Source organism: Morganella sp. TYF_1, assembly GCF_043105645.1.
Taxonomy (GTDB): Bacteria; Pseudomonadota; Gammaproteobacteria; order Enterobacterales; family Enterobacteriaceae; genus Morganella; species Morganella morganii_B.
Genome location: NZ_JBICLU010000012.1, coordinates 14046 through 35318, shown reverse-complemented (window position 1 = coordinate 35318; position 21273 = coordinate 14046). Strand labels below are relative to the sequence as shown.

The following is a 21273-nucleotide window of genomic DNA, read 5'->3' as shown; positions in this document are numbered from 1 at the left end:
CATGAGGCGCGGTGCCCGTCTGCTGTTACAGTCGGTATTTCTGCTGTTCACCTATTCCCTGACCTGGATTGGTCTGTGGATCATCGGTTTTTATCTCAGTCAGAACAGTGTGCTGTCAGCGTTTTTTCTGCCGGAAGGCTTGCGGCTGGCGCTGATGATCCTGCTGTGGCGGCGCTTCTGGCCGACGCTGTTACTCGCCGAGCTGCTGCTGACTATCTGGCTGGCACAGGAACAGCTGCTGTCACAGCCGGTTATCCTGCTGTCGCCGCTGCTGAGCCTTATCAGCGCCTTTATTATCCAGACCACCTGGTGGCGCTACACTCTATACTGGCAGCGCCTGTTACTGCTGATCGCCGGTGTCGGTATCAACAGTCTGCTGCATACCCTGGTGTTCAGCCTGCTGACGCCGCTGAGTGTTACTCAGATTTTCCTCACCACGCTGACCGGCGGTATTCTGCTGACCCCGTTCGTCTATCTGATCTATGAATACCTCCATGAACAACATTTCCGCCTGATCCTGGATTACGGCACGCCGGATCCGCAGCTGCGCACCTCGCTGCTGATGTGGTGTTTTCTGTTCTGTCTGGCCGGGCTCAGTGCCCAGATCTTTTTTACCCCGGAAATTGAGCGCCTGCTGGTGCTGCTGGTATTTATCCCCAATGTCTTTATGGCCTACCGCTACGGCTGGCAGGGCGGTGTGCTCTCTGCCCTGCTCGGTAGTCTGATCATTACCTTTGCCCGCCAGTTTAACGGCGCATTTGCTGATTTGCAGGAATTACAGATGTTTATGAGCACCCAGGCGCTGATTGGTATCGGCCTCGGGATTGCCATCAGCCGTCAGCAGCAGTTGTCGCGCAATTTACAGCGCTACCGCGAACGGCTGGAGCAGGAGTTACAGGCGCGGCGGGATCTGATGCAGCAGCTGGTACATACGGAAGAGGATGTCAAAAAAGCGATTGCCCGCGAGCTGCATGATGAAATCGGCCAGAACATCACGGCGATTCAGATCCAGTCGATGCTGGTCAGAAAAACCGCGTCGGATCCGCAAAGCAGTCGTGCGGCGGCACAAATCAATGAACTGGCACAGAAAATCCATCACTCCACCCGCCAGCTGCTGCGCGAACTGCGCCCGCCGGTACTCAGTGAAATGTCTCTCGAAAATGCACTGCGCCATCTGATGACGGAATTTGCGTTCGGGGAAAATGGTATTCAGTGTGAATTTCATTACGAACTGGAACAACAGCCGGAAAATGAAACCGTGCTGTTCACCCTGTACCGGCTGGTGCAGGAGTTGTTAAATAATATCAGTAAGCATGCCGGCGCCACTCACATCCTCATCATCCTGAAACAGCAACGTGACACGATACAGCTTCACGTCTCTGATAACGGCATCGGTATCCCGGAGAGCAAACGCCGCAGCGGCTTTGGTCTGCGCGGTATTGAAGAGCGGGTCCGGGCACTCGGCGGTGACTGGACACTGACCACCACCGGCGGAACCCGGATTATTGTTAACCTGCCCACATTTTCTGATGAAAATCACGAAAACTAAGACTTATTCTTAGTCATCTACTACCTTCTCTCATCCTTTTTATTGACAGATTGATTACATTTGCAGCCTGAACGGGACATAACGTAATGGCCGGAAAACAGACCCAAACCATGGATAAAACCTATCAATTCTGGCGCAACAAACTGATGTTATCGATGATAATCGGTTACGCCACGTTTTATCTGACCCGCAAGAGCTTTAACTTTGTGATGCCGGTGATGCAGACAGAACTGCATCTCGATAAAAGCGATATCGGCCTGATAGCGACCGCGTTTTACCTGAGTTACGGCATCTCAAAATTTGTATCGGGGATTTTCCACGATATCACCGGTTACCGCTGGTTTATGGGCGCGGGACTGTTTATGACCGGCGTGCTGAATATTGTGTTCGCCTGGTGCCTGTCATTTCCTGCTCTGCTGATTGTCTGGACACTGAACGGTTTTTTCCAGGGCTGGGGCTGGCCGCCGTGCGCGCGCATTCTGACACACTGGTATTCGCGCAACGAACGCGGCTTCTGGTGGGGATTATGGAATATCTCCATCAACCTCGGCGGCATTACCCTGCCGCTGCTGACCGCCTGGCTGGCGACCCGCTACAGCTGGCAGACCGCCCTGATAGTGCCGGGCATTATCGGGATGGTCACCGGCCTGTGGCTGTGCCGCCGCTTACACGGCACGCCGCAGGAGGAAGGATTACCGACTGTCGGACAATGGCGGCATGATCCGTCAGAACTGCGCCAGGAGCAGTTATCCCCGCCGCTGCCGATGCGGGTGATCCTGAAAGAGACCATTTTATGTAACCGGATGATCTGGTTACTCGGTTTCTCCTACATTCTCGTTTATCTCATCCGGATGGCGATCAATGACTGGGGAAACCTGTGGTTATCCGAAACACACGGCAGCAATCTGCTCAGTGCCAATGCCACATTGTCACTGTTTGAACTGGGCGGTTTGCTGGGGGCGGTCTGTGCGGGCTGGGGATCGGATATTTTATTCCGTGGTCAGCGCGCCCCGATGATTCTGCTGTTTTCCCTCGGCCTGTTTATTGCTGTCAGCGCCCTGTGGTTAATACCGATTCATCACTACGGACTGCTGGCGGCGTGTTTCTTCAGTACCGGCTTTTTTGTATTCGGGCCGCAAATGTTAATCGGACTGGCGGCGACAGAATATTGCCATAAAAAAGCCGCCGGTACGGTAACGGGTTACCTCGGTCTTTACGCCTACTTAGGGGCGGCAATGGCCGGGTGGCCGCTCGCGCAGGTCATGGCACATTACGGCTGGCAGGGCATGTTTACCCTGCTGACCAGTGCTGCGGCACTGACGGGATTACTGCTGATGCCGCTGCTGATAGCCAATGTCAGCAAGCGGGAACATCTGGCAGGCTCTGTTTCACTCTCCGATGACAGAACCCTATAATAAGGAAAGAACTGATAATGAAACTCAAGACCCTCTCTGCTCTCGCTGCCGCCGGTTTATCCCTGGCTGCTGTTACCACCTCTGCAAATGCCGCCGGTCGTCTGGTGGTTTACTGCAGTGCGACCAACGCCATGTGTGAAGCTGAAACACAAGCTTTCGCCAAAAAATACGATGTGAAAACCACGTTTGTCCGTAACGGTTCCGGCAGCACCCTGGCCAAAATCGAAGCGGAAAAACGCAACCCGCAGGCTGATGTCTGGTACGGCGGCACATTAGATCCGCACTCACAGGCGGGTGAGATGGATCTGCTGGAAGCGTACAAATCCCCGAATTTAGATCAGATCATGCCGCAGTTCCGTGATCCGGCCAAACGCAAAGGTAACTACTCCTCTGCGGTTTATGTCGGCATCTTAGGTTTCGGTGTGAACAAAGATCGTCTGAAAGAAAAAGGCCTGCCAATCCCGACCTGCTGGAAAGATCTGACCAAGCCGGAATACAAAGGCGAAATCCAGATTGCTGACCCGCAGAGCTCCGGTACGGCTTACACCGCACTGGCGACATTTGACCAGCTGTGGGGCACCGATCAGGCATTCGATTACCTGAAAAAACTCAACAGCAATATCTCCCAGTACACCAAATCCGGTATTGCCCCGGCGCGTAACGCCGCCCGTGGTGAATCCGCTATCGGTATCGGCTTCCTGCACGACTATTCCCTGGAAGTGGAAAACGGCGCACCACTGGAGTTAATTTCCCCGTGTGAAGGCACCGGTTATGAAATCGGCGGTATCAGTATCCTGAAAAATGCCCGTAACATGGACAACGCCAAACTGTTCGTTGATTTCGTGCTTTCCAAAGAAGCCCAGGAAATCAGCTGGAAAGAGGGTAAATCTTACCAGATCCTGACTAATACCACGGCTGAATCCTCACCAATGTCACTGAAACTCTCTGATCTGAAACTGATCAACTACGATATGGATAAATACGGCGATGCAGAAACCCGTAAGAATCTGATCAACAAGTGGGTCACCGAAGTCAAAATGAGTAAGTAATGTTGTCTGCCGCGCGGTGTTCTGCCGCGCGGTTTTGTTTTTATTATAATAATTATATTGTCTTGTCTCATTCAGTTGAGTGAGAACAGGCAAGGGAGATTCTTTAATGTCTGAAACCCTGACTCTGCCTTCAAAACAGGGACGGGATTCCATCTTCTTATGGCTGCTGATCGCGTGGCTGGGCTTTGCCCTTCTGCCGTCCTGGAGCCTGGATTATGGTTTAACCGACTCCACACCAGATGAAATTCTTGCCGCTTACGGCTGGCACGGGCTGAATGTCAGCTGGCTCTGGTATCTGCTGCCGTCAGTGCTGTTTTTCCGTTCGCTGACACCGGCATCCCGCGACCAGCGGGGACGTCACTATACCGATATCGGGATCGCCGTTCTGACGGCAGTGGTGGCGGTTGTCAGCGCCGTATGGGAAGGAAAAGGCCTGGGTTATTCCGCTATCGTGCTGTTTATCTCGCTCGGCATGATCATGACCCTCGCCCTCAAGCGCCTGGAATGGCTGGGCGGTGACCAGTTTGTTATCGGCTCGCTGATTGCGGTGGTCGGCCTGATTGCGTTGTTTATCGTATTCCCGAGTGTCGCGATTTTTATCCCGATGTTCACCGACAATAACGGCGATTTCGCGCCGTTCGCGTTTGTATCGATTCTCACACAGTCCCATATTGTGCAGGTCATCTGGAACTCCGTGATGCTCTCACTGGCGGTCGGGGCGGGCTGTACCTTCTTCGGATTGATTCTGGCGATTTATACCAGCCGTATCGCAAAACGCTCGGCAATTATCGGTCGCGTGTTCTCCATCCTGCCGATTGTCACCCCACCGTTTATTGTCGGCCTCGGTGTCACCCTGATGATGGGACGTTCCGGTTATGTGACCGAATTCCTCGCCACTTATGCGGGGTTGGAAAACACCAACTGGCTGTACGGTTTCACCGGGATCTGGCTGGCTCAGGTGCTCGCCTTTACGCCGATGTCCTTTATGATCCTCGACGGTGCCATCAAAACCATTCACCCGTCACTGGAAGAAGCGTCTTACACCCTGCGCGCCAACCGTTTTCAGACGTTCTTCAACGTCTTTATGCCTCTGCTGAAACCGGCGCTGGCTAATGCCTTCCTGATTGTGATTGTGCAGTCGCTGGCAGACTTCAGTAACCCGCTGGTTCTCGGCGGTAACTTTGACGTGCTCGCCACCCAGATCTATTTCTATATCACCGGTTCCCAGCTTGATTATCAGGCCGCCAGTACCCTCGGTGCTTCTCTGCTGGTCTTCTCACTGCTGGTCTTTTGCGTGCAGTATATGTGGATCGGCAAACGCTCTTATGTCACGGTGTCCGGTAAATCGTACCGCGGGGATGTGCAGCCGCTGCCTGCCGCGCTGGTTGCGTTTGTCACCACGTTCCTCGCTATCTGGGTTGTCTTCAACCTGGTGCTGTACGGCAGCATTTTCTACGGCAGCTTTACCGTGAACTGGGGCGTGGATTACACCTTAACCCTGGATAACTTTATCAAGCTGTTCGGTCAGGGCATGAATGACGGCGCATGGCCTTCACTGCTCGACACCCTGCTCTACGCCGGGATCGCCGCACCAATCACCGCCGTGCTCGGCCTGCTGATCGCCTACATTGTGGTGCGCCAGGAATTCCGCGGCAAAAAGACCATCGAATTTACCACGATGCTCTGCTTCGCAGTGCCGGGTACGGTGGCGGGTGTGTCTTATATCCTCGCCTTTAACGATTCCCCGTTCTATTTAACCGGGACGGCGGCAATCGTGATTATCTCCATGACAATGCGAAATGTGCCGGTCGGGATCCGCGCCGGTATCGCCGGTCTGGGGCAAATCGACAAATCCCTGGATGAGGCGTCACTCAGCCTGCGGGCCGGTTCGATGCGGACCATCTTCCACATCCTGCTGCCGCTGCTGCGTCCGGCGATCCTGTCTGCGCTGATTTACAGCTTTGTCCGCGCCATCACCACGGTCAGTGCCATTGTGTTCCTCGTGACACCGGACACCCGTGTGGCAACCGCCTATATTTTGAACCGCGTGGAAGACGGCGAATACGGTGTGGCGATTGCCTATGGCTCAATCCTGATCGTCGTGATGCTGGCGATTATTTTCCTGTTCGACTTTTTGATTGGCGAAGCCCGTGTTTCACGTTCCAAAGCCAAAAATGCACAGTAATCATGGAGTAACCGACATGACACAACAAAGTTTTGTTGAATTAAAAAATGTGACTAAACGCTTTGGCACCAACACGGTCATCGACGATTTAAGTCTTTCTATTCCGGCGGGCAGCATGGTCACCCTGCTCGGCCCGTCCGGCTGCGGAAAAACCACCGTGCTGCGTCTGGTGGCGGGGCTGGAAAAACCGACCGAAGGCAAAATGTTCATCGATGGCGAGGATGTCACAGACCGTTCCATCCAGCAGCGTGATATTTGTATGGTGTTCCAGTCTTACGCGCTGTTCCCGCATATGTCCCTCGGCGATAACGTTGGTTACGGGCTGAAAATGCTGGGCCGCCCGAAAGCGGAAGTGAAAGAGCGGGTGGAGGAAGCCCTGGAGCTGGTGGATCTGGCCGGATTCGCGGATCGCTTTGTCGATCAGATCTCCGGCGGGCAGCAGCAGCGTGTTGCGCTGGCCCGTGCGCTGATCCTCAAACCGAAAGTGCTGTTATTTGATGAGCCGCTGAGTAACCTCGATGCCAACCTGCGCCGCAGCATGCGGGAAAAAATCCGTGAATTGCAGCAGCAGTTTAATATCACCTCCCTGTATGTGACCCACGATCAGAGCGAGGCCTTTGCAGTCTCGGATATGGTGCTGGTGATGAATAAAGGGAAAATCATGCAGCTGGGATCGCCGCAGGAACTGTATCGACAGCCTGCCTCGAAGTTTATGGCGAGCTTTATGGGTGATGCCAATATCTTCCCGGCGACACTGACCGGTGACGCCGTTGAGATTTTCAGCTACCGCCTGCCGCGTCCGCCGCAGTTCATCACGGACAAAAGCAGTGTCACCGTCGGTGTGCGTCCGGAAGCCATTACCCTGAGTTTGGAGGGTGATGAGAGCCAGCGCTGTACCGTGTCTCATGTGGCCTATATGGGACCGCAGTATGAAGTGACCGTCGATTGGCACGGACAATCTATACTGTTGCAGATTAACGCCACACAATTGCAGCCGTCTGTCGGTGACAGTCTGTTCCTGCAAATCCACCCTTACGGCATGTTTATTCTGCCGGAAGAGCAGTAATTTTCCCCTGAATGCAAAACCGCTTCCTCCCGGAAGCGGTTTTTTTGTGCTGCTCACACGGCACGGTCAATTATTTTTTATAGCGGTAACCGGCTGAGAAATTCTCACGCGCCTGCTCCTGAGCAGCATCAAAGAAGGTTGCCACCTCCTCTGCGGTCTGCTTCGGCAGCTTTTTCGCCGCTTTCTGAATACGGTGCAGTGCTTCTGTCGCATCAGAACGGATTTTATCGGTATTCTGTTGTGTCAGCTGACCAAAACGTTTTTTCACATCCCCGTTGACGATAACGGTATCCACCCCGGACGCGGTGGTTTGCAATACGACTGAACCCGCCGGATAACTGGACGGCACAAAGGCTTCTTTCTGGGAAACGATAATAATATCCGCTTTTTTACCTTTGCTGATGGAGCCGATCTCTTTCTCCATCCCCATTGCTTCCGCACTGCCGTGTGTTGCCCAGGTCAGCGCATCACGCACACTCAGGTCAATTTTGGTGGTGGTTTTACCGGTGCGGTTTGCTTCTGCTTCGTTGTCCATACAGCGCTGGAACTGAAGACCCAGACGCATCTGTGAGAACAGGTCACCGGAGCCGACACACACTATGTCGCTGCTCAGACCCGGTTTAAAGCCGTGATCAAGACTGGCGCGGAACGGCGGACGTCCCATCCCCATCTGCATTTCGGTTTCCGGCGCGATAGAGACTTTACCGCCGGTCTCTTTCAGGATCTTCCACTCGCTGTTGTCCAGTGACGTACAGTGGATATGGAGATGACCGGGCTTAAGCAGATTATTGTGTTTCAGCTCATGCAGCCCTTTCAGCAGAATAGATTTTTCTGCCGCCCCGGTATGGGATGCGACAAAAATGCCCAGCTTATTCGCCAGCTCAATCTCTTTTGCGGTATCGGCAAACGGAATGGTGCCGAAATCGCTCAGCAGAACCCCCATCTGATTCAGACTACGGTTGCTGTAGCCGTAATAGTGCTGATGAATATTTTTCATCACATCCAGACGCTGCTGATGGCTGCGGAAGCGGTTGCTGCCTTTATAATCATATGCCTGCATACCGTAGGCATAGATACTGCGGATACCGGAAGCACGCAGGGATTCAATCGCTGCCGGGGCATGATCCGGTGAGTTAACACAATCACAACAGTCAAGAATGGTGGTCACCCCGGCATTCAGTGCCTCAACCGATCCCACCAGCGCGGCCATGCGGATATCGTCCGGCTCCATGACTGAACCGATGCCGTAGAACGTGGACCCGAGGAAGCCGGCCAGTGACATATCCGCAGAAATCCCGCGCAGCAGTGACATCCAGGTATGACGGTGACTGTCGATAATCCCCGGCAAAATAATACCGCCGTCTGCATCAATCAGTTCCGCATCCACCCCGGCGAATTTGGACACCGGGCCGATATCGACAATTTTATCGCCGTCAATCAGTACCGCCCCGTCAGCAATATCACCATATTTTTCATCCATGGTGATCAGATAACCGTTATAAATCAGTTTGTTTTGTTTATCTGTTTTGATATAGCGTTTATTTTTATCATTGTCCCCCGCCAGCACAGCGCTTCCGCCTGCTAATGCGGAATGGCTGCCGAGCGCACCGGCCGCCAGCCCCATTGTGCCGAGACCGGCATTTTTCAGGAAAGATCGTCTTGACGGATCCTGCGCTTTTTCTGTCATTTGATTATTACTCCTCACACGGTTAACAGACACCCATAAAAATGTACTAATTAGTACACTTTGAAAAAGTGTAACAAGAGTAATTCGTATTAACCAGTACATATTGTGTGATTTTCTGTACGGACAGACACCGGGCACAGTTTTTTCTGTCATCTTTTTTTATACTGCCTGATGCGTTTTTTATATGAATATCAGGGAAGAAATCATAATGCGACTGTCCCATACCTTTCTCAGAGGGCTCTCTGTACTGCTGCTGTGCGGGATGTTAAGCGGTTGCGGGGTATTTTATGGTGCCATGTGCGGCAGTATGACCCTGTTTACGCCGTCAGAATCAGTGACAAAAATCGCGCTGCCGGATGGCGTGACAGATCAGCCGTATGATCAGACTGCGGAAATCGCCCGGCATACCGGGATGATCCCGTTTTATGTCAGTGAGAAACCGGACTGGATGACCGTCACACTGATGTCAAAAAATGAGGCCGGGGAATGGCTCCCGCTGATCACCGAAGAGGAGTGGCAGACACAGGTGATGAAAGCAGATGAACGCCCGCTGATCGCCGCCCGTTTGCAGGGAACGCCGCCGGGGCGCGGCAACGTCCGGATAAACATCAAAGGTGCAGCCTACCGCACCATGTGCGGAAGTTCTGATCCGGTCTATTCCCTGCGGCTGACGGTGAAAAAAGCGGAGTAATTACTTACTACGCTTAATTATTTACTCCGCCGTTCCTGAATATACAGCACCACCGACGGCACGCTCTGAATAATCAGCATGCGGAGAATATGGTTGAGCATAACAAAACCCGCATCTATCCCCATGGCAATTGCAGCGAATGTCATCGCTTCCATGCTGCCCGGCGCCCAGGAAAGCAGCAACATCGGGAAGGAGAAGCCGGTCAGGTGAGATGCTCCGAATGCAATCAGTGCAGTCAGCACAATATTGATCAGTACCACCTGCGCGGAAGTCACCATATTGCGCAGCAGTGACCTCAGCGGAAACAGGACAAAATAGCTCCCGATATACATGCCGATCAGCGTCATACTGATATCATTCAGCGGCAGCGGAAAAACAATGTAAGTACTCACCACGCTCTGAACAGCAATCGCCGTGCCCAGTGATGTCAGCATAAACGGTGCCGGAACATTGATTTTTTCCAGCGCTTTGCCGGATAAATACCCGCACACCGCAATCACCAGCAGCCACAGTACGGACACCAGGCTCTGCGGCGGAATATCAGCAGGCGACGGGACAGGATGATCACTGCCGACCACCACTCCCGCCAGCATAATCAGAATGATCAGGCGGATAGTATGGGAAATCACCACCTTCTGCGGCGGTGTACCGGTGTGGTCCATCAGCGCCAGAATCGCCGCCATTGCCCCGGGCACCGCACCCAGCAGAGATTCCTGAACTGACCACCCCACCCGTTTGCGGAACCAGAGGAAACTGACGGTAAACTGCACCGCGAGACACGACACCATGGTGAGCATAATCAGCAGAAGATGATCAAACTGGCTGAGATCGACACGGGTAAACATCAGCCCGACGGATGTTCCGAGCACCATCTGAACAAAGGTTAATGTTCCCTTCGGAATAGTGAGCGAAATGGTGAAACGGTGCGCAATAATAATCAGAATAATGGGACCGAACATCAGCGCCATCGGCACGTTCAGGTACGCCAGCAATAATCCGGCAGCGAAACAGGCCGAAATCCCCGCTGCTGTTTTGATAATATTCATATTGTTATAATGTCAGCCGGTTGCCGGAACAGGAAATCAGTCTATCACCGGAATCAATTAATTACAGGGGATATAATTATGCGGGTAACTTTCTCGCCATCAGAAGCGGAAATCGGTGTGGTGCATGGCAGATAAGAAAACAGCCGTGATTACGGCTGTTCATCGTGTTCAAGGCTGTCCGCCATGGCCTGATTCAGAATCGCTTTTGCCATCCACTGTGTAATATCAATGACTTCACCGTCATTCATTTTCCAGATATCTTTCATCACCAGGAACACTTCCGAGCCGTACACCAGCGAGAACGCGCGGATCACTTTATCCAGTGTTTCCTGATCGACATGCGCCTTCAGCGGCTCGGTAACATTCGCCAGAATCGCCTTACGGTGCCCTCTGACCAGTTTTTTCTCTTCATTAATCTGGGATTTGGCCGATGCCGAGCGATCCTGCGCCCACTGCTGCAACGACACATACAGTGCCGCACGCAGTGCGCCTTCGTGGCGGAACATCTGCGGATACGCGAAAGCCAGTAATTGTTCCATCCGGTCGCGGGTTTCCGGGCTGTCAGAGCGCCAGGTCAGAATCGGGCCGAGACTGGCATCCACGGTGGCGGCGATTAAATCACTTTGTGTCGGAAAATAGCGGTAAGCCGTTGCCCGTGACACGCCGGCTTCTGCTGCCAGCTCAGAGACTGAGGGCATTGCACCCTGCTCAAACAGGGCCAGCGCGGTATTGACCAGCAGATTAAATGTCCGCTTCCGTGTGCCGGAGTAAGGTGCCCCATCATCAGTACAGGCCATAACTGATTTCCTTTAACAATTTTCGGTGAATTTCGCGCGGCTATCTTACACAACATCCCCGCCTGCAACACCCTTATGGTGTTTTTTTATCAAAAAACTGATTTAAAGATAGACAAATTGAGATGCATGTCTCAAAATCCGTCAAACAAAATGATACTACAGTCTCATTCTGGTTATGATGCGTTATCAGATATCCGATATCCCTTTGAGGTTAACCATGAACAGCAATAAAGGCGCTGTCTATATCGCCACAACGCTCGATACCAAAAGTGATGAGATTTTTTATGTCAGTGAGCTGATTCAGCGCACCGGCCTCACGGTAAAAACAGTGGATTTAACCACAAAACCCGGCCAGCTGGCCCGGGAAGCGGATGTCTGCGCCCGTGATGTTGCCGCCTGTCACCCTGACGGCGAAAGCGCGGTTTTCTGCGGCGACCGCGGTCGTGCTATCGCGGCAATGGCTGTCGCCTTTGAACGTTTCCTTGCAAAACAAAATGATATTGCAGCACTTCTCGGTTTAGGCGGATCCGGTGGAACGGCACTGATTACACCAGCAATGCAATCCCTGCCTGTCGGCATCCCCAAACTCATGGTTTCCACCATGGCCTCCGGTGATATTTCCGGCTATATCGGCGCAAGCGATATTGCCATGCTCTACTCTGTCACTGATGTCTCCGGCCTGAACCGAATTTCACGTAAAGTTCTCCGTAATGCGGCTAACCAGATTGCCGGGGCGGTTTACTTCTGTCAGGAAGAGCAGGTGACTGATAAACCGGCTATTGCCCTGACCATGTTCGGTGTCACCACACCGTGTATCCAGCAAATCAGCAAAGAGCTGGAAGCGGATTACGATTGTCTGGTCTTTCACGCGACCGGCAGCGGCGGTAAAGCCATGGAAAAACTGGCGGATGACCATCTGTTCGACAGTATCCTTGACCTGACCACCACGGAAGTGTGTGATTATCTTTTCGGCGGCGTTCTCGCCTGTGATGAAGACCGTTTCGGTGCTATTGCCCGTTCACAGACGCCGTATATCGGCTCCTGCGGTGCTCTGGATATGGTCAATTTCGGCCGCCCGTCCACCGTACCGGAAAAATACGCCGATCGTCAGTTTTATCACCACAACGCCCAGGTCACCCTGATGCGGACTACCCCGGAAGAAAATGCACAGATGGGACGCTGGATTGCGGAAAAACTCAACCAGTGTCACGGTGATGTTATTTTTATCATTCCGGAAGGCGGTTTTTCCGCCCTCGATGCTGAAGGTATGCCGTTCTGGTCGCCGGAAGCGGACCGCGCCTTTATTGAGGCGTTCGAAACTTATTATAAACAAACAGAAAAACGTATTTTACGCAAATGCCCGTATCACATTAATGACCCGGAATTTACCCGTTTTGTCATTAACCAACACCAGCAATTACGGGCGAAATAAGGAGACACAAGATGCCACTTTCCCGTGACGCATTACTGAAAAAATTCAATGACATGATTTCACGTGGTGAGCCGATTATCGGCGGCGGTGCCGGTACCGGTCTGTCAGCAAAATGTGAGGAAGCCGGCGGTATCGATCTCATCGTTATCTATAACTCCGGCCGTTACCGCATGGCAGGACGCGGCTCGCTGGCCGGTCTGCTGGCTTACGGTAATGCCAATGAAATCGTCATGGATATGGCAAAAGAAGTGCTGCCGGTCGTGAAACATACGCCGGTTTTGGCGGGTGTTAACGGCACCGATCCGTTCTGTCAGTTTGATAAATTCCTCGACGATATCAAAGCCACCGGATTTTCCGGCGTGCAGAACTTCCCGACGGTCGGTCTGATCGACGGTAAATTCCGTGCCAATCTGGAAGAAACCGGCATGGGTTATGCGCTGGAAGTCGAGATGATCCGCAAGGCACGTGAAAAAGATCTGCTGACCACACCGTATGTTTTCAGCCGTGAAGATGCTATTGCCATGACCGAAGCCGGTGCGGATATCCTCGTGCCGCATATGGGCCTGACCACCGGCGGTAATATCGGGGCGGAAACCGCCACCACGCTGGATGACTGTGTTGAGATGATCAATGACTGGGCGAAAGCGGCTAAAGCCATCCGTCCGGACATTATTGTATTGTGTCACGGCGGCCCTATCGCGACCCCGGAAGATGCACAATACATTTTAGATCGCTGCCCGGACTGCCACGGTTTTTACGGGGCCAGTTCCATGGAGCGTTTACCGACAGAAGTGGCATTAAAAGCCACCACCGAAGCGTTTAAAAATATAACAAGATAATTAAATTATTTATTTTTTAAGTCAACACCGGGTGCCTGCAATCTCTGTTGCAGGCATTTTTTTAACATCAAAAATCCGCCCTCATGAGTCAGCGGATTGATATACAATAAGATTCAGATTTATTACGGGTAAATATCCCTTTTAACATCCATAATAATACTGAATTTAATTATGCACGGCCTTTCTGTGCTTTAATGCTTTTGGCATTATCAACAATGCTGGTCACGCCAAAACCGATACCCGCTGTTGCCAGGATCGGGCTCAGGCCGACAGCCGCACCGATACCGCCACCCAGCATTGCGCCGGATGCTTTAAAATTAGTCTGATAACCGCCGGCAGCACAACCTGCATCAACGATACCGCCGATAGTTGTCCCCATTGCAGCACCAATACCACCGAATACCAGACCCAGGCCTAATAAACCACCATTAACTTCATTCATTTCCTGAACTGTTAATTCTTTCATTGTTTATTCCTTTATATTTCCGAAGGGAATGTTGTCCTTTACTGCTTTTTTCATGATTGAAAAGAACAGTTTTGATTACAGAAAATTAACCTGCATTCCTGTAATTGTTGCTGAGTATATACCTATTTGTATTTTAAAAAAAAGTGCATTCATTAATTTTTTCGAGTTTTTCAATATTCACCTTTATGTATTTTTACGAAGAATAAGATAACTCACTCCCTTTTGTTCACACAAAAAGTTTCGAAAATAATAAGTAGTAATGACAATATGTTATCTTATTTTGCTTGTTTTATACTCACAATATTAAAATACACCTTTACTTAAAAGTAAAAATAATGTCAAAAATACATTCATTGCGAAAATTCTGATAATAACCGGTAACCCCCTTCTTACTCTGCTTATTAGGAATAAATAGGTATAAATTCGGATACGATAAAAAAACCGCTGCGATTAGAATTGCTGTCTGAACAAAAACATACCTCAGTAATTTTATTTATTCTCCGTATGATGAAGGATTGGAGTCCATATTGTTCCGGCAGGAAGCGCTCGATAACAGAAAAATGAAATGGCGGGGCAAAGCATTATTACTTCCCGGAGTTCCGTTATGGATAATTATGACGGCATGTTCCGTATTCCTGATCGTTTTTCTTATTTTTATTATTTTCGGATCTTACACCCGGCAGGTCACTGCCACGGGTGAAGTCACCACATTCCCGCGCGCGGTGACGATTTATGCAAATGCCCAGGGATTTGTCACGAAACAATATGTCCGTGAAGGCCAGCATATTAAAAAAGGCGACCCGATCTATGTTATTGATGTCAGCAAAACAACCTCCAGCGGCGTGGTGAGTGATAATCAGCGCCGTGAAATTGAAAATCAGCTTTTGCGTATTGATAGTATGATTTCCCGCCTCGAGGATAATAAGCGCGATACCCTCGATGCCCTCGAAAAACAAAAATCCCTTTATATCGATGCCTATAAGCGCTCGGAAGGCATTGTAAAACGTGCCGAAGAAGGGATCGCCATTATGAAACAAAATATGGAGAGTTACCGGGGTTATCAGAAACAGGGATTAATTAATAAAGATCAGCTACTTAATCAGGTAGTGACTTATTATTCCCAGCAGAACAGCCTGCTGAACTTAAGCGGACAAAATGAGCAGAATGCGCTGCAGATTACCGCGCTGGAGAGCCAGATCCTGACTCAGGCCGCAGAATTTGATAACCGGATTTATCAGATGGAACTGCAGCGCTATGAGTTGCAGAAAGAGATGGTCAATACGGATGTCGGTGGCGAGATTATCATCCGCGCCCTGACAGACGGCCGGGTGGATTCTCTCGGCGTAACCGTCGGTCAGATGGTCAACCCCGGCGATACCCTGCTGCAGATCCTGCCGGAAAATATCCGTCAGTACTGGCTGGTGCTCTGGGTGCCCAATGATGCGCTGCCTTATCTGAATGTCGGTGATGCGGTGAATATCCGTTATGAAGCCTTCCCGGCGGAAAAATTCGGCCAGTTTGCCGCCACCATTCAGGTGATTTCCAAAACCCCCGCCTCGGCACAGGAAATGATGACCTATGCCGGCGCGCCGAAAGTCAGTCAGATGCCGCAATCCATCCCCTATTACAAAGTCATTGTACGCCCGGAAAAACAGATGATCACCTATGACGGCCGCGGGCTCAGTCTGCAAAACGGCATGAAAGCCAATACCACCCTGTTTCTGGAAAAACGCAAAATCTATCAGTGGATGGTATCGCCGTTCTATGACATGAAACAGAGCGCCTCCGGGCCGGTGGCATTCACCGGGGAAACAGAAAAACCGGCCACAGCGGCTGAGATCCCGCAGCCGGATCGCAATAAAGACACGACACCGGCAGCCACTTCACTGGGCGTATTCGGCACCACAGGAGCAGACACACCATGACAGAACGGACGCTGTTATCTGACCGGGAGGCTGCATGCGCCGTTTATCCCTGAAAAACCTGCTGGAAAAACTCGATCTCCGTCTGCGTCAGCGCATTCCGGTTATTCATCAGACGGAGTCATCCGAGTGCGGTCTTGCCAGCCTTGCGATGATCTCCGCGCATTACGGTAAAAGTATCGATCTGATTTCCCTGCGTCATCAGTTCAATCTCTCGGCCCGCGGCGCGACCCTGGCCGGACTGACCGGCATGGCAGCCGAACTGGGCATGACCACCCGCGCCCTGTCACTGGATATGGATGACCTGCAGAATCTGCGCCTGCCGTGTATTTTGCACTGGGATTTCAATCACTTTCTGGTACTGGTGAAAATCAGCGGCAACAAATTTATCCTGCATGACCCGGCGTATGGCCGCCGGGTGGTCGGTATTGAGGAGATGTCGCGCAATTTTACCGGCGTGGCGCTGGAAGCCTGGCCCGGCAGCACCTTCACAAAGCAGGAGGTGGTGAAAAAACTCAGTCTGCGTAAGCTTATCGGTAATATTCACGGGCTGAAAAAAGCGCTGCTGAAAATCTTCGCCTTCTCCGTGGTGATTGAAGCCATCGGCCTGATTATGCCGGTCGGCACACAGCTGGTGATGGATCACGCTATTCCTGCCGGTGATCAGGGGTTATTGTCCCTGATTTGTGTCGGGCTGCTGTTCTTTATTCTGCTGAAAGCGGCGGTCAGTATGTGCCGCGCCTGGGCGAGTCTGGTGATGGAAACCCTGATCAACGTCCAGTGGCAATCCGGATTATTCGCTCATCTGCTGCGGCTGCCGCTCAGCTATTTTGAGCGGCGTAAACTCGGGGATATTCAGTCCCGTTTCGGCTCGCTGGATATTCTGCGCACCACCTTTACCACCAGCGTGGTCGGGGCGATCATGGACGGTATCATGCTGGTCGGTGTGTTTATCATGATGATCCTCTACGGCGGCCATCTCACCTGGATTGTGCTCGGGTTTACCGCCGTGTATATCGGGCTGCGGCTGGCGACCTACCGTTATTACCGTCAGCTGTCGGAGGAATCACTGATCAAAGAAGCACGCGCCGGGTCGTATTTTATGGAATCCCTCTACGGTATCACCACGGTGAAAACCCAGGGTATGAGCGAACGCCGGGGGAATCACTGGCTGAATCTGAAAGTCGATTCGATCAATACCGGCATCCGCCTGACTAAAATGAATCTGATGTTCGGCGGGGTGAATACTTTTATCATGGCCTGCGACCAGATTGTCATCCTGTGGATCGGCGCGACGATGGTCATCAACAACGCCATGACCCTCGGGATGTTTGTCGCGTTCAGCGCCTACCGTGAGCAGTTTTCTGACCGCGCGGCCTCCATCATTGAGTTCCTGCTGCAACTGCGCATCATGAGCCTGCATAACGAACGTATTTCCGATATCGCCCTCAACGAACAGGAAAATAAAAAGCCGGATGTACCGTACGAGCCGCAGATGCAGGCCGCCGGGCTGGAAACCCGCAATCTGGCGTACAGCTACGACAGCCAGTCTGCGCCGATCTTCCGCGATATTAATCTGTCGGTCGCCCCCGGCGAAAGCGTGGCCATCACCGGGCCGTCCGGCTCGGGAAAAACCACGCTGATGAAAGTGCTGTGCGGGCTGTTTGAGCCGTCAGACGGCAAAGTATTTATTGATAACATTGATATCCGCCAGCTCGGCGTGAATAACTACCATAAAATGATCGCCTGCGTGATGCAGGATGACAAACTGTTTTCCGGCTCGATCCGCGAAAATATCTGCGGGTTCACCGAAAATCCCGACGAACAGCTGATGATCGCCTGTGCGCAGGCCAGTTATATTCATGACGTGATTATATCGATGCCGATGGGCTATGAAACACTGATCGGCGAGTTGGGCGAAGGGCTGTCCGGCGGGCAGAAACAGCGGATATTTATCGCCCGTGCGCTGTACCGCAGACCCCGGATCCTGTTTATGGACGAGGCCACCAGCGCACTGGATAAAGAGAGCGAATCTTACGTCAATCAGGCGATCCGCCAGTTACCGATCACGCGGATTATTATTGCGCACCGCGAATCGACGATTGAGTCAGCGGACAGGATCATTAATCTCAACAATCCTGCCGCTTAAGTCATCGCTTACCGGTAAACCGGCAACAGGCTGAAACCCGATAAAATATGTACCACCGCGTTCAGTACCCCGAAGCCCGGGATCAGCCAGATAATCAAACAACCCCTGCGTCCCCCCCAGGGAACGAACTGCCACCGCAAATATTTCTGTTTTGTGACTGAAATATCACTACACCAGTTTACTGATCCAGCTATTAACATCACCGGCCAGGAAATTCACCGGCGGGATTTCAATCACACTGTATGCGCCCGGCTGCTGACGGCAGGCCGCCCGTGCCGCAGACACCATAAACTGGGAGGTCAGCGCCGGGTTGTTGATGCGCATGCTGTATTCAAACAGCTGGTTATGGGTTTTACCGGACACGCCTTTGTGGGTCATGGAGACACCGTGTCCCACATCTTTCAGGGCATCCACACTGTCCACCTGACGGACATGCGTCTCATCGGAAGCAAAATAGCTGTCGGCTTTCAGTGCGGTGGTCACGGACTCAATATCATACCCCGGTTCAATCTCAACATAGACCATGCGGCGGTGAACACCGGTACCCAGCGGAATGGTCATAGAGAGTGCATCTTTCACACCGGGAATTGCTTTGGCGGCAACACTGTGGCCCATACTCATCCCCGGCCCGAAGTTGGTGTACGTCAGCCCTTTCGGTGCCATTGCCTGCATCAGCGTGCGGATAATGGAGTCGGAACCCGGATCCCAGCCTGCGGAGATGATGGCAGTACACTCACCGGCGCGGGCAATCGGGTCAAGGTGCGCTTTCAGCGCGACTATTTCACTGTGAACATCAAAACTGTCCACGGTATTAATCCCCAGTGCGAGGATCTCTGAGGCCACCGCACGGATAGCGCGGGTCGGCGAGCACAGCAGTGCCACATCTACCTTGCCCAGTTCACGGATATCCGCCACCACCGGATACACAGAATCCGTATCCGCAGCAGACGGGTTGCGGCGCACAATCCCTGCAATCTCAAAATCAGCGGCAGCTTCCAGTGCCTCAATCGCATACTGTCCGATATTGCCGTAACCAACGACGGCGGCTCGTATTTTTTTCACGGAATTCTCTCTGTCATCATTGATTCGTCAGACAAGGAAATCATACTTATTTACGAAAGGAAACATTGATTTCTTAATTAGTTATGAAAAAAATGTTTTATTTTTCACCTTTCACTATTCTCAGTAATATTATCCTGGTAGAATCCGGCTCCCTGTATCCATCCCGGAACAAAAATCACACTCTTTACAGAAGGTCGTCATGCATCAGTCTGATGTGACAGAGCGCGGGCTCTTTTCTTTAAGCTGGCCGATTTTTATCGACCTGTTATTACACTTTTCCACCTTCCTGATTAATACCTGGATGGTCAGCCATGTGTCGTCAAAATATCTGGCGGCCATGGCGGTCGGCAACCAGGCGTTTGACCTGTTTATCACGATTTTTAACTTTATCAGTGTCGGGTGCAGTGTGGTCATCGCCCAGTATATCGGCGCGGGCAGACGGGATAAGGCCAGTCAGGCCATTCATATTTCCATCGCGTTTAACCTGCTGCTGGGATTACTGTCCGCCGGGTTTACCATTATTTTCGGTTATAAAATTCTGGAACTGATGAATACCCCGGAACATCTGATGGAAGATGCCTTTAATTATCTGCATATTCTGGGGATCTGTTTAATTCCGGAAGCGGTGACCATCATTCTGGCGGCCTGTCTGCGCGTCTACGGCAGAGCCAAACCGGCAATGTATGTCACGCTGGTCGCCAACGTGGTAACTGTCGTCGGTAACTGCATTGTGCTGTACGGCCTGTTCGGGCTGCCGCAATACGGGCTGGTCGGTGTCGCCTGGTCCACCGTGGCCGGACGCCTGATCGCCGTGGCGCTGCTGTGCGGCCTGCTCTTTTACGGTCTGCGGATTAAATTCGTGCCGCGCATGCTGTTTCACTGGTCCAAAAATATGCTGAAGCAGATCCTGCATGTCGGTCTGCCGTCTGCCGGGGAGAACCTGGTCTGGATGCTGCATTATATGGTTGCGATTGCCTTTATCGGGCTGATGGGCGAGACCGCGCTGGCGGCGCAGACCATCTACTTCCAGTTATCACTGTTTATTATGCTGTTCGGGATAACCATCAGTATCGGGAATGAAATCCTGGTCGGGCATCTGGTCGGGGCAAAACGCTTTGAGGATGCCTATCAGCGCGGCATGAAAAGCCTGAAAACCGGCTTTTTCAGCACCATCCCGATTGTCTTCCTGTTCTGGCTGTTCCGCGACCACCTCGCTTACGGGCTGAGTGACGATCAGGCGGTGATAAAACTGCTGCTGCCGCTGTTCCTGCTGTCGGTTTTCCTCGAGCCGGGACGCACGCTGAATATTGTGATGGTAAACGCCCTGCGTGCCGCCGGTGACGCCCGTTTCCCGCTTTGTACTGCCCTGTTCTTTATGTGGTGTGTGGCGCTGCCGGTCGGCTATGTGCTGGGAATCAAACTGGAGATGGGAATACTGGGGATCTGGATTGGTTTTCTGTGTGATGAGTGGCTGCGCGGGCTTGTGAATACATGGCGCTGGCGCTCGAAAAAATGGCAGTCAAAACGACTGGATATTGAAGGCTGATCCTGCGGCAGAATTCCTGCTGCGGCTGCGCAGCGGGAATTACCTGACAAACCAGCTGATAACATCACAACCGGTCAAATAAGAGAAAAAATACAGAGTTATGTTCTGATAAATAGCGATGAACACAGTTTTTCGTGACTGCTGTCACGGGAGCTCATCACACTTTTTTATTTATGCATAACATAATGCATACAAATCATATTCAATAATATATTTAAATCAAATGGTTAGATAAGTATTTTTATCTCTTTTCACCGCCGGACGATTTCTTGCTTCTTTCCCCCTTATCCACCCTATTTTTCATTTCCGGGAGAAAGTTTTTCTCCGGATTCTGAAAATACCCCTGAATTGTGAAAGGATTTTTCTGCTGCC

Annotated in this window: 16 protein-coding genes; 11 read left to right on the top strand and 5 right to left on the bottom strand. The window is 51.8% G+C overall.

Annotation, left to right across the window (positions count from 1 at the left end):
- The first annotated feature begins 1 nt into the window (after position 1).
- The 5 genes from ACF8OF_RS04320 to fbpC all read left to right on the top strand — a co-directional run bounded on the left by ACF8OF_RS04320 (position 2) and on the right by fbpC (position 7264).
- Positions 2-1549 carry an MASE1 domain-containing protein gene (locus ACF8OF_RS04320; protein ID WP_392495822.1) on the top strand — a complete coding sequence of 516 codons (1548 nt, stop codon included), beginning with the start codon at positions 2-4 and terminating at the stop codon, positions 1547-1549.
- An 86-nt stretch (positions 1550-1635) separates the two neighbouring features.
- Positions 1636-2964: an MFS transporter family glucose-6-phosphate receptor UhpC gene (gene uhpC / locus ACF8OF_RS04315; RefSeq protein WP_279796033.1), complete on the top strand. Its 1329-nt coding sequence runs from the start codon at positions 1636-1638 to the stop codon at positions 2962-2964.
- A gap of 17 nt (positions 2965-2981) precedes the next feature.
- On the top strand, positions 2982-4013 hold the full coding sequence (locus ACF8OF_RS04310) for an ABC transporter substrate-binding protein (protein WP_004236012.1): 1032 nt from the start codon (positions 2982-2984) through the stop codon (positions 4011-4013).
- 106 nt (positions 4014-4119) lie between these two features.
- Positions 4120-6198: an iron ABC transporter permease gene (locus ACF8OF_RS04305; protein WP_279796034.1), complete on the top strand. Its 2079-nt coding sequence runs from the start codon at positions 4120-4122 to the stop codon at positions 6196-6198.
- A gap of 16 nt (positions 6199-6214) precedes the next feature.
- Positions 6215-7264: a ferric ABC transporter ATP-binding protein gene (gene fbpC, locus ACF8OF_RS04300; RefSeq protein ID WP_392495821.1), complete on the top strand. Its 1050-nt coding sequence runs from the start codon at positions 6215-6217 to the stop codon at positions 7262-7264.
- Between the two features lie 70 nt (positions 7265-7334).
- On the opposite strand, the gene ACF8OF_RS04295 is transcribed toward fbpC, so the two are convergent.
- Positions 7335-8951, bottom strand: coding sequence for an amidohydrolase family protein (locus tag ACF8OF_RS04295; protein WP_392495820.1), 1617 nt, complete (start codon positions 8949-8951; stop codon positions 7335-7337).
- 208 nt (positions 8952-9159) lie between these two features.
- Between ACF8OF_RS04295 and ACF8OF_RS04290 the strand changes: the two genes are divergently transcribed.
- Entirely contained in the window at positions 9160-9642 is a 483-nt protein-coding gene (locus ACF8OF_RS04290; protein WP_392495819.1) for a hypothetical protein, read from the top strand.
- Between the two features lie 17 nt (positions 9643-9659).
- Here ACF8OF_RS04290 and ACF8OF_RS04285 read toward each other — a convergent pair whose 3' ends face one another.
- Together ACF8OF_RS04285 and ACF8OF_RS04280 are read right to left on the bottom strand one after the other, a co-directional pair.
- Positions 9660-10688, bottom strand: coding sequence for an AbrB family transcriptional regulator (locus tag ACF8OF_RS04285; protein WP_262858889.1), 1029 nt, complete (start codon positions 10686-10688; stop codon positions 9660-9662).
- A 149-nt stretch (positions 10689-10837) separates the two neighbouring features.
- The gene (locus tag ACF8OF_RS04280; protein ID WP_392495818.1) at positions 10838-11485 is read right to left on the bottom strand and encodes a TetR/AcrR family transcriptional regulator; all 648 of its coding nucleotides are present in this window, start codon (positions 11483-11485) and stop codon (positions 10838-10840) included.
- 217 nt (positions 11486-11702) lie between these two features.
- On the opposite strand from ACF8OF_RS04280, the gene ACF8OF_RS04275 reads away from it, so the two are divergent.
- Both ACF8OF_RS04275 and ACF8OF_RS04270 read left to right on the top strand, forming a co-directional pair.
- A complete protein-coding gene (locus ACF8OF_RS04275; protein WP_369444362.1) occupies positions 11703-12917 on the top strand; it encodes a Tm-1-like ATP-binding domain-containing protein in 1215 nt (404 codons plus the stop codon).
- An 11-nt stretch (positions 12918-12928) separates the two neighbouring features.
- On the top strand, positions 12929-13756 hold the full coding sequence (locus ACF8OF_RS04270; protein ID WP_072871975.1) for a phosphoenolpyruvate hydrolase family protein: 828 nt from the start codon (positions 12929-12931) through the stop codon (positions 13754-13756).
- A 169-nt stretch (positions 13757-13925) separates the two neighbouring features.
- Here ACF8OF_RS04270 and ACF8OF_RS04265 read toward each other — a convergent pair whose 3' ends face one another.
- A complete protein-coding gene (locus ACF8OF_RS04265; protein ID WP_072871976.1) occupies positions 13926-14222 on the bottom strand; it encodes a class IIb bacteriocin, lactobin A/cerein 7B family in 297 nt (98 codons plus the stop codon).
- Between the two features lie 527 nt (positions 14223-14749).
- Here ACF8OF_RS04265 and ACF8OF_RS04260 point away from each other — a divergent pair.
- Complete coding sequence (locus tag ACF8OF_RS04260; RefSeq protein ID WP_392495817.1) at positions 14750-16147, top strand: HlyD family secretion protein; 1398 nt, start codon at positions 14750-14752, stop codon at positions 16145-16147.
- Positions 16148-16181: 34 nt separating this feature from the next.
- On the top strand, positions 16182-18293 hold the full coding sequence (locus tag ACF8OF_RS04255; protein WP_392495816.1) for a peptidase domain-containing ABC transporter: 2112 nt from the start codon (positions 16182-16184) through the stop codon (positions 18291-18293).
- A gap of 168 nt (positions 18294-18461) precedes the next feature.
- Here ACF8OF_RS04255 and ACF8OF_RS04250 read toward each other — a convergent pair whose 3' ends face one another.
- Positions 18462-19355: a diaminopimelate dehydrogenase gene (locus tag ACF8OF_RS04250; protein ID WP_392495815.1), complete on the bottom strand. Its 894-nt coding sequence runs from the start codon at positions 19353-19355 to the stop codon at positions 18462-18464.
- A 199-nt stretch (positions 19356-19554) separates the two neighbouring features.
- Here ACF8OF_RS04250 and ACF8OF_RS04245 point away from each other — a divergent pair, with 199 nt between their 5' ends.
- Complete coding sequence (locus ACF8OF_RS04245; protein ID WP_024472761.1) at positions 19555-20901, top strand: MATE family efflux transporter; 1347 nt, start codon at positions 19555-19557, stop codon at positions 20899-20901.
- The last annotated feature ends 372 nt before the right edge of the window (positions 20902-21273 follow it).